This window comes from Olsenella urininfantis (assembly GCF_900155635.1).
Taxonomy (GTDB): domain Bacteria; phylum Actinomycetota; class Coriobacteriia; order Coriobacteriales; family Atopobiaceae; genus Olsenella_G; species Olsenella_G urininfantis.
In genome coordinates this window covers 1602367-1617404 of the sequence record NZ_LT732540.1, presented here as the reverse complement: position 1 = coordinate 1617404, position 15038 = coordinate 1602367, and the positions used below count along the sequence as shown (strand labels likewise).

16 protein-coding genes are annotated in these 15038 nt (G+C 59.6%); 11 read left to right on the top strand and 5 right to left on the bottom strand.

The features are described from left to right. Positions 1–4: 4 nt before the first annotated feature. Together CZ375_RS07455 and CZ375_RS07450 are read right to left on the bottom strand one after the other, a co-directional pair. Positions 5–1522, bottom strand: coding sequence for a DnaA ATPase domain-containing protein (locus CZ375_RS07455; RefSeq protein ID WP_077598589.1), 1518 nt, complete (start codon positions 1520–1522; stop codon positions 5–7). Between the two features lie 99 nt (positions 1523–1621). Further along, on the bottom strand, positions 1622–2623 hold the full coding sequence (locus CZ375_RS07450; protein ID WP_234966919.1) for an ATP-binding protein: 1002 nt from the start codon (positions 2621–2623) through the stop codon (positions 1622–1624). 329 nt (positions 2624–2952) lie between these two features. On the opposite strand from CZ375_RS07450, the gene rpmH reads away from it, so the two are divergent. The 9 genes from rpmH (at position 2953) to CZ375_RS07405 (ending at position 7935) form a co-directional block, all read left to right on the top strand. Then, on the top strand, positions 2953–3087 hold the full coding sequence (rpmH, locus tag CZ375_RS07445; protein ID WP_077598587.1) for a 50S ribosomal protein L34: 135 nt from the start codon (positions 2953–2955) through the stop codon (positions 3085–3087). Between the two features lie 6 nt (positions 3088–3093). Continuing rightward, entirely contained in the window at positions 3094–3426 is a 333-nt protein-coding gene (gene rnpA / locus CZ375_RS07440; protein ID WP_077598806.1) for a ribonuclease P protein component, read from the top strand. Next, positions 3407–3649 (top strand): membrane protein insertion efficiency factor YidD, encoded by a 243-nt coding sequence (yidD, locus tag CZ375_RS07435; protein ID WP_077598586.1) that lies wholly within the window; start codon positions 3407–3409, stop codon positions 3647–3649. Before rnpA ends, yidD begins: the two co-directional genes overlap by 20 nt. Before the next feature lie 25 nt (positions 3650–3674). Continuing rightward, entirely contained in the window at positions 3675–4433 is a 759-nt protein-coding gene (locus CZ375_RS07430; RefSeq protein WP_077598585.1) for a YidC/Oxa1 family membrane protein insertase, read from the top strand. A gap of 37 nt (positions 4434–4470) precedes the next feature. Further along, positions 4471–5055, top strand: coding sequence for a Jag family protein (locus CZ375_RS07425; protein ID WP_077598805.1), 585 nt, complete (start codon positions 4471–4473; stop codon positions 5053–5055). A gap of 97 nt (positions 5056–5152) precedes the next feature. Further along, positions 5153–5890, top strand: a complete 738-nt coding sequence (gene rsmG, locus CZ375_RS07420; RefSeq protein WP_234966918.1) for a 16S rRNA (guanine(527)-N(7))-methyltransferase RsmG — start codon at positions 5153–5155, stop codon at positions 5888–5890. Between the two features lie 144 nt (positions 5891–6034). Further along, complete coding sequence (locus tag CZ375_RS07415) at positions 6035–6835, top strand: ParA family protein (protein ID WP_327196232.1); 801 nt, start codon at positions 6035–6037, stop codon at positions 6833–6835. Then, entirely contained in the window at positions 6828–7688 is an 861-nt protein-coding gene (locus CZ375_RS07410) for a ParB/RepB/Spo0J family partition protein (protein WP_077598583.1), read from the top strand. Before CZ375_RS07415 ends, CZ375_RS07410 begins: the two co-directional genes overlap by 8 nt. Before the next feature lie 7 nt (positions 7689–7695). Continuing rightward, a complete protein-coding gene (locus tag CZ375_RS07405; protein WP_077598582.1) occupies positions 7696–7935 on the top strand; it encodes a hypothetical protein in 240 nt (79 codons plus the stop codon). 78 nt (positions 7936–8013) lie between these two features. Here the strand turns inward: CZ375_RS07405 and rlmN are convergent, their stop codons facing one another. Next, on the bottom strand, positions 8014–9084 hold the full coding sequence (gene rlmN / locus CZ375_RS07400) for a dual-specificity RNA methyltransferase RlmN (RefSeq protein ID WP_077598581.1): 1071 nt from the start codon (positions 9082–9084) through the stop codon (positions 8014–8016). A gap of 116 nt (positions 9085–9200) precedes the next feature. Between rlmN and CZ375_RS07395 the strand changes: the two genes are divergently transcribed. Together CZ375_RS07395 and CZ375_RS07390 are read left to right on the top strand one after the other, a co-directional pair. Beyond that, entirely contained in the window at positions 9201–10169 is a 969-nt protein-coding gene (locus CZ375_RS07395) for a D-alanine--D-alanine ligase family protein (RefSeq protein ID WP_077598580.1), read from the top strand. Further along, entirely contained in the window at positions 10166–13126 is a 2961-nt protein-coding gene (locus CZ375_RS07390; RefSeq protein WP_077598579.1) for a helicase C-terminal domain-containing protein, read from the top strand. The genes CZ375_RS07395 and CZ375_RS07390 overlap by 4 nt, the downstream gene beginning before the upstream one ends. Here the strand turns inward: CZ375_RS07390 and CZ375_RS07385 are convergent. Both CZ375_RS07385 and CZ375_RS07380 read right to left on the bottom strand, forming a co-directional pair. Next, complete coding sequence (locus CZ375_RS07385; protein WP_077598578.1) at positions 13114–14043, bottom strand: helix-turn-helix transcriptional regulator; 930 nt, start codon at positions 14041–14043, stop codon at positions 13114–13116. The genes CZ375_RS07390 and CZ375_RS07385 overlap by 13 nt on opposite strands. Continuing rightward, positions 14033–15013 (bottom strand): helix-turn-helix transcriptional regulator, encoded by a 981-nt coding sequence (locus tag CZ375_RS07380; protein ID WP_077598577.1) that lies wholly within the window; start codon positions 15011–15013, stop codon positions 14033–14035. Before CZ375_RS07380 ends, CZ375_RS07385 begins: the two co-directional genes overlap by 11 nt. Between the last annotated feature and the right edge of the window lie 25 nt (positions 15014–15038).

Below are 15038 nucleotides of genomic sequence, written 5' to 3'. Positions count from 1 at the left end.
AAGATCACTCGCTGCTTGAGATGCCGTCCTTGAGCGTCTCGACGCGATCGTGGAAGAGCCGGTCCTCCTTCCGTGAGCCATCGACCCATGCGATGCTGTGCTTCACGGTGGCATGGCTTCGTCCGCCAAACTTCTTGCCGATGTCCGCCAGGGTGTTCTCGGTAAGCTCGCGGGTGAGCCAGATGCCCACGTGACGGGGTTCCATGAGCTCCTTGTTGCGCTTCGACCCCACGAGGTCGGCGTGGGAGATGTCGTAGTAGCCCTCGACGGCCTTCTGGATATGCTCGACGGTGATGGTCTTCTGCCCTGCGGGCCACTTCGCCGTGGCCAGACGTATCACGTCCTCTCTCCCGAGTGACTCTCCCCTCTTCTGTCGCCTTCCGGCCTCGAGCAGGCAGGTGTGGACGAAGCCCTCGATGACACGGATGTTGGTTCCCGACCGCTCGGCCATGAGCTTCCTCATGTCGTCGGGGATGCTCCCCTCCAGCCCGGGGATGTGGTCCCTCTCGGCATCTTGCTTCATGCGCTCGTAGAACGCGTTTATGAGGTTGAGCTTGAGCTCGTAGTCGGGCACCTGGATGGGGACGCTCGCACCTGAGTCCATGCGGCTGGTCACCCTCTCGTCAAACTTGCTGTCGCCCATACCCAGCTGCAACGGTGAGCGGTCTGCGGCGCAGACGATCTGCTTTCCTCGCGCCATGAGCGCGTTGAAGGTATCGAAGAAGAAGCTGATGGATCCGGCAGCCGTGCGCATGTTCTGCACGTCGTCAATGATGAGCACATCGATATTCTGGTAGTTGTTCGAGAAGATGGAGCGCGCTGTCGCAGACTTGTCGTTCCACGCCACGCGATATTCCTCGACGAACTCGGCTGCGGTGCGGTAGACGCACAGACGCGTCGGGTCATTTAGGACGATGTAGTTCTGGATTGCCCTCAGGAGGTGGGTCTTGCCCAGTCCGCTCTTCCCGTAGATGAAGAGGGGGTTGTAGTTGGTGTTCTCTCCGTTCGCCACCTGCTTGGCCGCGTCGTAGGCGAGCATGTTCTCCTCGCCGGCTATGAAGCGGTCAAAGGTCAGCCTCGAGTCTTCAATGGCGTCGATGTCCGGGAGAAAGTCCCTGCTGACCTGCTGGGTGGCGTGCGTCACGGCTGAGGTGGGCATGATGTTCCGTTGGATTGGCGTCGCTTGTGGGGAGACCTTGCGAGCCAGGTGGCCGAGCTCCTCCTCGCTGAGGGTGGAGTTGGTCTCGATGGGCTCTGACAGCGCGTCCTTCTCAAGGGCGACCGCAAGGTCAACGTGCTGAAACGCCGCCATCTCGAGGCAACCCTCGATGAGCTTGGCCTGCTGCTGAATCTTCCTCTGAGCGAACCCCATGGACGTTGCTATGGTCAGGGTCTGGCCGTCAAATTCCCGTGCGGCACAACTCCTGAGCATAGCGAGAACTGATGGTGCGATCTGCTGCGCTGCGAGAAGCCCGAGCACGTCGCCCCAGAGTACCTCGGCGTCGTCTTTTGTCTGCGTCATGTTGCCCCAGCATTGTTGGAGTGTTGAAAAGTTCATCCATTATATGATGAAAACCTGATTGTGGGTGACGGCGGCCGCGTACGGGGCCCCTCGAAGAGGTTACGAGAACGATTGGACGTAGACCTCGCCCGCAGCCGAGAGGCGCCTCTTTTGCTCGCCCTTCCTCTTGACCACCAAGCCGAGCTCATCGAGGATTGCCAGTTCCCTTGACCAGGTTGGCTGGGAGGCACCGTAGATGCGCTGGAGAGCAGATGGGCCCACGCTCTCGTGGTCGCGCAGGTACTGCAAGATCTTCAACCCGCGCTCGCTGATATGCATGCCTGCCTGTGGAGCCATGGCCACCGGCTGTGCCTGGGGCCGCCGAGGCTGGTATGTCATGCCTGGCATTTGCTGTGGGACGGGCGGTGCTGGGGTGATGTACCCGTGGACGTTCGTGTATCCGGGCCAGGCGTAGGTGGGATATTGCATTGCCGGCACCGCCTGCGGGACCTGGGAAAAGGGCGTCTCGCCCGTGTCCCCGTCCTCCTCCTTTGCGAAGGTGGAGATGGTCACCACAGTGCCGCCTGACATGTTGTCCTCTATGGTAAGAGACCCGCCCTTATCGGACATGTACTGCTGAACATAGGGGAGCCCTGAGCCGACCCCGCGAATGAATTGTCGCATCTCCTCCGTGGCAGAGCTGGTCCCATACTCAAGCGCGCGGGGCTTCTCCCTGATTCCTGGCCCTTGGTCTGAGAAGCGAATGGTGTTTCCGTCATCGAGGATGCTGATCGTCGGCTGGATGAAATACGCATGGATGAAGTTCTCCACGATTTCGCGGATGACCATGAAGGGAATACTCCCTCCCTGCTCCTTTGCGAGCCGGGCGACGGTCTGCGTTATCTCTTCCAGGTAGGGCCTGACCTCCTGCGGCTCTATCAAAACGACGCGCGGCGCCGCTGCCGCGTCGTCGTATACCGCGATGCGCGCGGGATGGTGGACCTCGAGCCCAACGGGGGACTCTCCACCCTCCTGCCTTTCCCTTTGCTGTTTCTCCACAAAGGGGTAGAAGTCCCTGACCATGCCCTCGTCCAGCCGCCCTTTTCGACAACGTTCCTTCATTGATGAAAACCATTCATCTGAAATTTCATCTGAAAGAAAGATTTCAACAATGGTGACTTATTGTTGATAACCATATAAGAATGAAAATTCAGACAGCGAATGAATCTTAGCATGAGCTGCTATTTATTCAGGCATTCATAGGACTATTCTTTCATCTTGGGCGTAGACGAAAGCGGCCCCGTGCCGTCTGTGTGTGATCTGGCATCCCCCTGGGCGAATGATTTGTGGTATCTAGCTGAGCTTTATTTGACAGCCCATGATGGTGACCCCTACAATCTTATGGCTTGACGCTATTGGCTCTAAAGAGGTAATCCCAGGAGGGTTTGAAGATGAAGCGTACGTATCAGCCCAACAAGAGGAAGCGCGCAAAGACCCATGGCTTCCGCGCCCGCATGGCAACCAAGGGCGGCCGCGCCGTTCTCGCACGTCGTCGCGCCAAGGGTCGCAAGCAGCTCACTGTCTAGTTGCCCATGGAGACCATCAAATCCAGACTTGAATTTGAGAAGGTCTTCTCCCATGGGAGACGGCTTAGCCATAAGCTCGTTCGCATGACGGTACTTAGGTGCGACGAAGGCGGCTTGGGAAGAGTCGCCTTCGTCGCACCTAGACGTTTGGGCAACGCTGTATTCAGAAACAGGTGCAAGAGGGTCCTGCGCGAGGCCGCGCGCATGAGTGAGCTTCCACCTGAGGGCACGCAAATCATCCTGTTTGCCACCAGGCTCACTCACGAGAGCTCCCCCGCGGAGGTCTCTCTTGCCGTGCTGCAGCTGCTTAAGAGGTTGAATGGGAAGCAGGGTGCCTGAGTCCTCCTCAACTTCCGCGCGCGTGCTCTTGTCTGCCATCGGGTGGTATAGAAGGGTTGTCTCCCCTCTGTTCCAGCCACGCTGCATCTACTCCCCCACCTGCTCAGAGTATGCCGTGCAGGCCATTGAGAAATATGGTGCCGCTCGCGGGTCTTGGCTTGCCCTGAAGAGGATTTTGCGCTGTCATCCGTTTCACAAGGGTGGTTATGACCCTGTCCCCTGACGTTTGATTGAGTCCCGGAGGAATCATGTGGGATTGGTTTGTTAGCTTTTTGACGAATGTGCTCGCACGGCTTGCGGGCGTAACGGGTGACTGGGGCGTTGCAGTCATCATCCTGACCTTTGTCATTCGTCTCATCGTCATGCCGCTCATGACGCGCTCCACTGCGTCCTCGGCCCGCATGCAGGCCCTTCAGCCAAAGATGAAGGAGATTCAGAATCGTTACCAGGACGATCCCCAGAGAATGAACGAGGAGCTGCAGAAGTTTTACTCTGAGAATAAGTTCAACCCTCTGGGCGGCTGCCTGCCCATATTCATCCAGATGCCCGTCTTCTTCGCCCTCTTCACCGTTGCGAAGAATGTTCCTGCCGATGCGCACTTCCTCAACATCATGACGTCACTCTCGGACTCCGCGGCCAGCACCTTTGCGTCTGGCGGTGTCGCTGCCGCTTGGGTCTATCTTGCCTTTGACGTTGCCTTCGGCATCCTCACCTTCATTCCCATGGTGATGAACATGAAGAACCAGCCCGAGGAGCAGCGCCAGCAGTCGCTCATGATGGGCGTCGTCATGGCTGCGATGATGCTCTGGTTTGGTTGGTCGGTTCCCGGTGCCGTACTTCTTTACTACGATACGTCCGCCATCTGGCAGGTCATACAGCAGAAGGTCGTGACGCAGCGTGTCATGGATAAGGTGAAGACCGAGATGGACGCAAAGCTCGCCATGCAGGGCGTGCAGGTTGATGTGGTGCGCAAGGAGCGCAAGCCTCGTCAGCACAAGAAGGGCTAGCCGCGTGTCTCTCGGTCGTATGGGTATGGAGGCTGCTATGGAAGAAGAGAAGGTCGTCGTAACTGATCAGCTCGACTCTGTAGAGATACCCCTAGAGGGTATGAATGAGTTCTCTGAAATCAAGGGTCGCTACGAATCAGGCGAAAAACTGCTTGACGAGGACATAGACAAGATTGCTGATACTGCCATTTCGTACTTGAAGTCACTTCTGGTCTACTTCGGCGAGACTCAGGTTGTGGTTGATGAATATGAGGGAGATGAGGGCGAGCTCATCCTCGACGTGAGCGGCGGAGACCTTGCGGTTCTTATTGGTCGCCATGGTCGCACGTTGGATGCTCTTCAGATGATTGTGTCGTCCTTCATGAGCAACGCCCTGCACTTCCACTACCCCATTGTGGTTGACATCGAAGGTTACAAGAGCAGGCGCAAGGACAAGCTTATCTCTCTCGCTCACGCAGCTGCCTCCCGTGCCAAGAAGCAACATGGTCGCGTGAGCATGGCTCCCATGAATGCCTATGAACGTCGCCTTGTTCACCTTGCCCTCATGGATGATGAGTCAGTGACCACCCACTCTGAGGGAAGCGATCCCGAAAGGCGTGTTGTCGTCACCTATGTGAGGTAGTTTGCTTCTACAAGCATTATCCTAGGGAGGAGCAGTAATGCTCCTCCTTTTTTGACAAGAATCCATGTGACAAGAACTTTTGACAGGACGTATTGCTATGGAACAGATGCAAGCAGCCAAACTCACCTCGCAGCTTCAAAGGGAAAGTGAGATTTATGGGGTGAACCTCAGTCTTGAGCAGGCGGATAAGATAGTCTCCCATCTGGTTCTCCTGGGCGAGAAGAACAAACAGCTCAACCTGACTCGGATTACCGACCCAAATGAAGCTCTAAGGCTTCACCTGCTTGATTCACTCCTGTTCGTTACCGCATCTAAGAAGTTCTGTTTGAAATCGAGTGATATTTTTCTTGACATTGGTTCAGGTGGTGGATTCCCCGGCATACCTTTTGCCATTGCTACTGGACTCTCTGGTGTGTTAATCGATTCAGTTGGAAAGAAAATCAAGGCTGTAGATGAGTTTTCCGCCGAGCTTGGCTTGTCCAACAGAATCGAATGCAAGGCAACAAGGGCAGAGCAACTCGCTCTTGAAAGGAGGGCTCAATTCAATTTCGTCTTGGCTCGTGCTGTTGCTAGCCTAAACGTCTTGATAGAGTATGCCTCTCCCCTCCTGGTTTCCAATGGATGCCTCATTGCCTCTAAGGCACATCTCCAAGAGATTGAATTCAGCTCAGCTCAGCGTGCAGCTGATCTCTGTGGGTTGAGTCTTGTTTCACGTGAAACATTTGAGTTGCCGGATGATTCTGGCCATAGGGAAATTTACGTTTTCCAAAAGACAGGGAATGAAAAAATAAAGTTACCTAGGCCCGTTGGAATGGCAAAAAACAAACCTCTGTAGTGACACGTGTAGAGCTTAATCCAAGCCCTTTGTTTCACGTGAAACAAAGGGCTTGATTATTTGACATGTTTCACGTGAAACAAATCAGATATGATGAGTGAACCTCAAAGGTAGTAAAAACACAGCAGGATAGAGGCGATGATATTGGGCTTTCGAGATGTCAAGAGGGGATTCCCCGATAAGCCAGGAAAAATACTGGCAATAATTAACCAAAAGGGCGGTGTAGGAAAATCAACAACTGCCGTGAATCTATCGGCTGCATTGGGCGTCAACAAGAAGAAAGTTCTTGTAATTGACTTCGACCCGCAAGGAAACACAACAAGTGGATATGGGATTGAGAAAGAAGAGTTGGAACATGACATCTACGATGCGTTGCTCAACGACTATCCCATCGAAGACCTGATACTTCCAACAGTTGAAAATGGTGTGTTCGTTGTGCCCGCAACAATACAGCTTGCGGGTGCAGAGATTGAGCTTGTTTCCGAGATGGCCCGAGAGACAATACTCAAGAACATCCTTGCCCCCATCAAAGATGAGTTCGACTATATATTTATTGACTGCCCCCCATCGCTTGGCCTGCTGACAATAAACTCCCTCGTCGCGGCAGACGCGCTTCTCATACCTATTCAGTGTGAGTTTTACGCATTGGAAGGTGTAACAAAGCTGCTTGAGTCAATGAAAATGGTCAAATCAAGGTTGAATCCAAGCCTGGACGTCTTTGGTGTTGTCATGACGATGTATGACGTCAGGACAACGCTCTCAAAGCAAGTTGTTGAAGAGGTAAGCAGGTACTTCGGCAACAAGGTGTTTAAAACCATAATACCGCGAAGTGTAAAGCTCTCTGAGGCACCGTCGCATGGCCTGCCAATCAATAGGTATGCGCGTGTGAGCAAAGGTGCACTTGCATACGCCCGTCTCGCAAAGGAGGTAACACGTCGTGGCTAGAAAAGGTGGCCTTGGAAAGGGCCTTGAGTCACTCATGGGGGGTGCTGACGCAGAAGTCAGCGCAGTTGTAAGAGAATCTGTGCTTCCTCTCAGCCAGATCAAAGTGAACAAGGAACAGCCACGAAAGAACTTTGACGAGGAAAAGCTCAGGGAGCTCAGTGACTCCATTAAGGCAAACGGGGTGCTCCAACCGATTCTCGTGAGGAAGAAGGGAAGGGGCTACGAGATAGTCGCAGGGGAGAGAAGATTTCAGGCGGCAAAGCTCGCAGGACTCGAGGAGATACCAGTAAGCATCAAGGAGATCAGCGACGAAGAGGTATTTCAGCTTGCCTTGATAGAGAACCTGCAACGCTCTGACCTTGATCCAATGGAAGAGGCGAGAGGGTATAGAAAGCTCCTGCAAGAAAGGGGATTCACGCAAGAGGAGTTGGGAAAGGTTCTCTCTAAGTCACGCTCTGCAATCGCAAACACTCTTCGCCTCCTTGATCTCCCTGAGGAGGTACAGGAAATGATGGCAGGGGGAGGTCTTTCGGCCGGACATGCTCGTGCGATTCTTGCCGTTGCTGATACCGATGCGCGCATCAAGCTTGCGCGGAAGGTTGTTGACGAGCGTTTGAGCGTACGACAGACAGAACAGCTTGCTCCGTTGTTTTCTGGCATGAATGAGGAAAAGAAGGCGCGTGAGCCACAGCCGCAGTACTTCAAGCGCGCTGCGCGGCAGCTTCGCATGGCATTGGATACCAAGGTGAAGGTCAAGCGGGTAAGGAACAAGAACAAGATCGAGATCGAATTCGATGACGAAGCTGACCTGGTGCGTCTTGTAGAGCAGCTCTCTGCGGCAGGAGCGGAATAGGGGAGAGATGCTGAAGAGAAGGCTGATCTTTCTTGGAACGCTTGCCGCCTGCTGCGCGGCAGCCTATGCCTTGCTGCTCACTGATGACGCCAGAAAAAACCTATCGGCTGCCTGTGGGTCCGTAAGCAAGGACGTCAGGTCAATCCTCGAGGAAATGGGCATGAGCGGGAGGGGAGCATGCACAGAGGGTAGCGCCGAACTCAATAAGCAACGAATCATAGAGCGCTGGGAGAGAATGGGTCTCTAGTGTTGCAGGAAACTGGGACCCATATAAGAACAAATGTTCTGATATGGGTCCCTTACAATGGTGCGTTAGCAAATAGGACTAGCCTCGCTGCGCCCCGTCCATATTCTGCTTGAGTTGCCCGCAAGCGGCGTCTATGTCAGCACCCCGGGAATTTCTGACGGTCGCCTCCACCCCAACTGCGGAGAGGCGCCTCACAAAGTCCTGCGCCCTTTCCGCGGACGCTGGCTGGAAGCGCGAGCCTTTCACGTTGTTGAGCTGGATGATGTTCACGTGGGCCAAGTTTCCTCGGCAGAAGTCGCAGAGGGACGCCAACTCCTCCTCGCTGTCGTTGACGCCCCTTATCAGCGCGTACTCATAGGTCGGACGACGCCCGGTCTTGTTTACGTACTCGCCCATGATGTCGTAGAGGTGCAGGAGGGAGTATTTACGCACGCCCGGCATGAGCGCATCACGGGTCTTCTGCACGGCGGAGTGAAGGGAGACGGCAAGCGTGAACTGCTCGGGCTCATTGGCGAAGCGCTTGATCATGGGGATGACGCCGCAGGTGGAAACCGTGAGGTGACGCGCCCCGATACCGGCTCCCTCGGGCGAGTTGAGGCGCCTCAGCGCCGCCATGGTGGCGTCGTAGTTCATGAAGGGCTCGCCCTGCCCCATGAGGACGACGCTTGTGACGCGCTCGTTGAAGTCGTCTCTCACATGCATGACCTGCTCGTAGATCTCTGCGGATGTCAGGGAGCGAGTGAGGCCGGCAGCGCCGGTGGCACAGAAGGCGCAGCCCATCGCGCATCCTGCCTGGCTCGAGGCGCACACGGCCAGGCGACCCCTTCCAGGCATGCCAACGCACTCCACAGACACCCCATCGGGGAAGCGAAGAAGGTACTTGCGGCTTCCGTCACCCGAGACCTGGCGGGCAAGCTCCTTGGCGGCACCAAGGGACACGCGCTCAGAGAGGGTCTCGCGCAGGCTCTTGGGGAGATTGCTCATCTCGTCGAAGCCGTGGGCGTTCTTTGACCAGATCCATTCCTCGATTTGCTTGGCGCGAAACTTTGGCTGCCCCAGCTCCTCAAGGATGGAGAGCAGCTGGCCGTGCGTAAGGGAGCGTATGTCTGCCCGCGCGCCAGCGGGTTCGTCGTTCTTGTCGAATTGCATGTATTGAGTCCTCATCCATGTGTCAAAGTGACGGTGGAGTATCCTCGACACCGAGCACATCTTCCCTTTCCCAGCTGAGTTTAGCGCAGGTACAAGGCTTACGAAGGAGTCCCCTGATGGAGAGAACCGACGTTACACAATATAGAGTCGCCGTCTTGGCGGGTGGTTGGTCGGACGAGAGGGACGTGTCCATGAGCTCGGGCCGAGCCTGCGAGGAGGCGCTGAGGCAGGCGGGCTTTGCCAGCGTCGAGCTTCTGGACGTGGCATCAGAAGACTTCGTCACCAACCTGGCGGGGGGCTGCTTCGACGTGGCCTTCGTCGCGATGCACGGGCGCTACGGCGAGGATGGCTGCATCCAGGGACTGCTCGAGGTTCTTCATCTGCCTTACACCTTCTCGAACGTTCTCGCGTCTGCCGTGGGAACCGAGAAGGAGGTTGCGAAGGTCCTGTATCGCGAGGCGGGAATACCCGTTCCCGCCGGCGTTGACCTGGCTCCGGGGAAGCCACTGAGCGACGAGGAGGCCGACGAGCTCGTAGAGCGCCTGGGGCTCCCCCTCTTCGTCAAGCCTGCGGCAAACGGCTCAAGCTTTGGTGTCACGCGCGTGAGCGACAGGGGGGCGCTGGACGAGGCCCTGCGCCTGGCAGGTTCCGCAGGAGATCGCGTACTGGTGGAGAGCTGCGTCAGCGGTACTGAGATAACGGTTCCCGTGCTGGGAAACGACGCCCCTGTCGCGCTTCCCGTGGTTGAGATCAGCTTCAACTCCGAGTTCTATGACCTCAAGGTCAAGTACGAGCCATCCGAGCTGCATCACATCATCCCGGCGCGCCTTGCGCCCGAGGTGTATGCCAGGGCACAGGAGCTGGCGGTGAGGGCGCACAAGGCCCTGGGCTGCAGGGGCGCCTCCCGCAGCGACTTTATCGTCTGCGAGGACGGGACCCCCGTGATACTGGAGACCAACACCATCCCCGGCATGACGAGCACGAGCCTGCTGCCCGACTCGGCCCGCAGGGCGGGCATAGAGTTTCCCGAGCTCTGCCGCCGCCTTGTGGAGCTTGCTCTCGAGGGGCGTGAAGCGCGCAGGTGAGCCCACTGACCCCAGAGCGCCTCGCGCAGCTCGAAGAGTACATAGACGCGCTTCTTCCGGCACATGTCAGCCAGGACCTGCGCGCCCGCTACCTCAGCCTTCCCGAGCGTGCCGAGAGCAGCTCCTTTGACCTGCTCGAGGAGGACATGGTGGTCATCGACACCGAGACCACGGGGCTCTCGTTCAGGGACTGCGAGCTCATAGAGATCGCTGCCGCCCGCCTGAGCGGGCGAGAGGTTGTGGAGCGCTTTCAGACCTTCGTCCATCCCTGTCGCCCCATTCCTGCCGAGATAAGCGCCCTCACGCACATCAGCAACCTGGACGTGGCGGACGCCCCGGCAGCAGAGGAGGCGGTGTGCGCCCTCGCTGACTTCGTGGGGGGATCTCCGGTCCTCGCCCATAACGCGATCTTCGACCGCACCTTTGTGGAAATGGTCCCTGGTGGAAGGGACGTGAGCGACAACTGGATTGACACGCTCGCCCTCTCGCGCATAGCCCTTCCGCTGCTCTCTTCCCATCGCCTCGCGGACATGGCGCATGCCTTCGGCTGCGATTCCGTCACCCACCGCGCCACAGACGACGTGGACGCCCTCGCTGGCATGTGGCGCATCATCCTGCTGGGCCTTTGCGACCTTCCTGACGGCCTCCTTGCCATGCTCGCTCGCATGCACGAGGACATCGAATGGGTCTATCGCCCCATCTTCTCCCACCTGGCGCAGACGCGTCCCTCTGGCCCCTTCTCGCTCAAGCTCGTCCGCCATGGCCTGAGCGGCGCCGTGGTCAACACCCCTCGGGAGGACGCTGCCTCACGGCCGTCGCCGGCGACGGCGCCAGGTCCCGAGGAGCTCGTGCGGGCCTTTGGTCCGGAGGGCGTGGTGGGGGCCATGTACGAGCGCTTCGAGAGCCGCCCAGAGCAGCTGCAGATGGCCCTCGAGGTGCGCCAGGCGCTCGAGGACTCGACCCACAGGGCCATCGAGGCGGGCACGGGAGTGGGGAAGTCGGTGGCCTACCTCCTTCCCGAACTGCTCTTAGCCCGACAGAACAAGATCACGGTTGGTGTGGCGACAAAGACAAACGCCCTGACGGACCAGCTGATCTCTCACGAGCTCCCCGCCCTTGACCGCGCGATTCCCGGTGGGGTCAGCTTCACCAGCCTCAAAGGCTACGACCACTACCTCTGTCCCCACAGGCTCGATCGCTTTGCCTCCCAGCCCCTCCCGGTCTCTCAGGTCGAGGGGGCGGGTAGATCTCGGCACACCGTCGCGACGGACATGCTCGGCGCGCTGGCCGTATCGTATGCCCTCGCGTCGCAGTCGCTTGCCGCCGAGCCCGACACGCTTGGCGTACGCTGGCGCAACGTGCCTCGATCCATGCTGACCACGACGCCTGCGGAGTGCCTCAGGGGCAGGTGCCCGTACTTTCCTAGCGAGTGCCCTGTCCACGGGGCCCGCCGCCGCGCCGCGTGCAGCGACGTGGTGGTGACCAACCACTCCCTTCTCCTGAGGAACATCGACATGGACGGGAAGATTCTCCCGCCCGTGCGCCACTGGGTCGTCGACGAGGCGCACGCCTTCGAGGCGGAGGCGCGCCAGCAGTGGGCTCGAGAGGTCTCTGGCTCCCTGACGAGGGAGGCCTTCGAGAGGCTTGGCGGAACCAAGACGGGGGCCCTGCATGACGCCCTCTGTGCCGCTGGGGGAGACGAGGCGAGCGGCCTGGTTGTGCGCCTCCTGACCAAGGCAAGCGCCTCCTGCTCCCGAGCGGCCACGTCAATGTCCGACGTCTTTGATGCCCTGCACGAGCTCTCATCGCTTTCGCGGCAGGCCGACGGTTACGAAAGCCTGACCCTGTGGATTGACCCCAAGACTCGCGGAAGCTCGCCCTGGGAGTCGCTCGAACACGTGGCATCGCCGGCGCTTCTCAGGCTCGAGGAGGCGGAAAAGGACGTCAAGGCGGCTATTGTGGAGCTTGGCCAGGCGATTCCCAGGCAGGTGACGGACCTGGCGGAGTCGGCCCAGTTCCTCTCGGAACTTTTGGGCAACCTAAGGCTGATCATGGACGGAAGCGACGAGACCTACGTCTACTCCGCCCAGCTGTCGCGTCGAAGACGTGACATGCCCCAGGAAAAGCTCGTGGCAGAGAAGCTCGACATCGGGCACGACCTCTGCAAAAAGTGGCTGCCAGAGATGGAGAGCGTCATCTTCACCTCGGCGACGATGGCGGTGGGGGAGAGCTTCGAGCGCTTCGACCACGCCGTAGGCCTAGACCGCCTCCCTCCAGGCCAGCACAGGGACCTGCAGCTGCAATCCAGCTTCGACTACCTGCGCAACATGTCGGTTGTGGTCGCGAAGGACATGCCCGAGCCGCAGGACCCACGCTATCTGGAGGCCCTCAAGACCCTGCTCCTGGACGTCCATCGCTGCATGGGCGGCTCCGTCCTCACGCTCTTCACCAACCGGCGAGACATGGAGCTCTGCTGCGAGGCGCTCGCCCCGCAGCTCGCCTCCCTGGGAATCGAGCTCGTCTGCCAGGAGCGGGGGTCGTCTCCAAAGAGGCTCAGGGAACGCTTCATGTCAAAGAAGTCGGCATCCCTCTTTGCCCTGAGGTCGTTCTGGGAGGGCTTCGATGCGACGGGGGAGACCCTTCGATGCGTCGTGGTCTGCAAGCTGCCCTTCGCCTCGCCTCATGACCCCATAGCCCGCGAGCGCGAGCTCAGGGAGGAGCGCGCCTGGTGGCGCTACTCCCTTCCCGACGCCGTCATCTCGCTGAAGCAGGCCGCAGGAAGGCTCATCAGGAGCTCAAGCGACAGCGGCGTGCTGGTGCTCGCAGACTCCCGCCTGGTGAGCAAGAGATACGGGCGCCAGTTCCTGAAGTCGCTGCCCAACCCCCAGGCAAGCCTTCTCGAGTCCGAGAATGTGGGCCGCTACCTTGAGATCTGGCGCCGGGGTCACGAGGCGTGACGCTCGTCGAGGAGCTCGAGCATCTCCCTCGCGCACTGCCGTACCCCCTCTGACAACTCCCCGTCCTCCGTGCGCACCTGCCCTGCGCAGGCACAGACCTGCCGTGCAAGCCAGGTGCCACCGTAGTAAGGAATGCTGCAGATGAGCTGGCCGTCCCTTTCGTCCTCGATGAGCAGGCCGGGCCAGTGGAACACATCAAGCCACCGCGGTGAGTCAAAGCGCAGGCGGACGCCGCGGCCGTTTGTGTCCGCCATGCTCCCAGCCGCGATGTCGCCCTTCTCGAACAGCGCGAGCCGGCTCATGCGGTCGAGCCGGAAGGTTCTCTCTGCCCCGCGGTTCTGGTCAAAGGAGTCAAGGTACCAAAGCGAGCCCTCCTCGCGCAGCCCCTGCGGCGACACGTGCCTGAGCTGCGGGCCCTCACCGCCCCCAGGGGAATACATGAAGCTCAGACCCTGTCCCGACATAAGCGCAGCCGCCACCCTCGCGACGTTTCCGGCCACATCCGGCCCCGTGGGCCTCGGAGGGGAAACCTTCCCCTCGGGGCCCAGTGCGGCATTGACCCTCTGGGCGAACCCGCTTTCAGGTCCCAGACCCGCCCGCGCCAGTGCGGAGAGGACCGCCGCCAGCTCAGAGGGGCTGAGGGCAATGGGGCTTTCCTCCCCTCCCTCGTGCCAGGCGAGCTCCAGCTCGTCGAGCGAGCCGTCCTGGCTTGAGAGAGGCAGGGGCAAGTCCTGCGCGTCCCTCAGTTGAAGAAGGAGGAAGAGGAGCTTTCGGGCGTGCTGCCAGCTGCAGCCAAGGCGTGCCGCTATGCTTCGCGCGCTGAGGCGAGCCCCCTTGCTTCCCAGCACCCCCAGAAGCGTCACCAGCTCCCTCGCGGTTTGCGCGCTTCCCCGCCTCCCTCGCTTCCTAGCGCCCATGGCAAGAGCCTTCCAGTATCTGCCTGCAGGCGTCTCTCAGCTCGGTGGGCTCGAGGCAGGCAAGCCCTTGGGAGATGCCCCAGGACGCTGCGTCAAAGACGTTGCTGGCCGTGGTGCGCCACAAGACTCGTCCCTGGTTCTCTTCGAGGGACCCATGCCTCTCGAGGAGGGCGTGAAGACCCCTGTCGATGCCCTGCGGAACGAGGAAGAGGCAGCTCAGGGAGTCTTGTCCCATCTGGAAGGGCAGGCGCAGGTAGTTCTCGACCCGGAAGCCCTCGGGAGGAGCGACTGAGAGCCTTGTCTCGCGCGCGCTGGAGAAGCGATCGAGCCTCCACACCCGCGCCTCTCCCTCGCTGGAGCCCTCGACCAGCTCCGGCCCCACAAAGTAGATGTGGTCGCGCAGGCCGAAGCAGCCCCAAGGGGCGATGCAGCGCCTTCTCCCCTCGCCGGCGGCGTTCGTGTAGGTGGCTTCCACGGCGTGGCCGCGTGCCATGCAGCCCAGAAGGCCGTCGAGCATCCCGTCGTCGTCAACGACCGGCGCCTGGGCGGCTAGGGGAGGGGTGTCAAAGCGGCGGTCGATCTTTGCCAGGGCGACACGAAGCTCGTTTCGGTAGGGGAAGTCCGCCTTCCCAACGAGCGGGCTGCAGAGGCTGATGACGAGCAGCTCCTCGGACCGACTCAGCCGCGCCGCCTTGCCCTCACCCTCCCTGAGGGACCAATGGCCCTCAGAGCCGCTGCCGGCGCACCTGTCCTGCACGTCCGCCCCCATGAGGGCAAGGGCCTCGCGGTCCCTCAGGAAGCTTCTGGCAAAGCCCTCGTCGGAAAGGCCGGGGTAATAGCGCCAGTGCAGCTCCGCAGACGAGAGGGGCCTGCTCGCCCTCGAGAGGGCGAGCACCAGGCTGGCGAGCCTTACGGCCCTCTCGTCATCCGAGCTTATGCGGGGAAGCGCCTCGTCCTGGCTTGCGTCCACCCCTGCCCCCTTCGGGTCCCTGGCG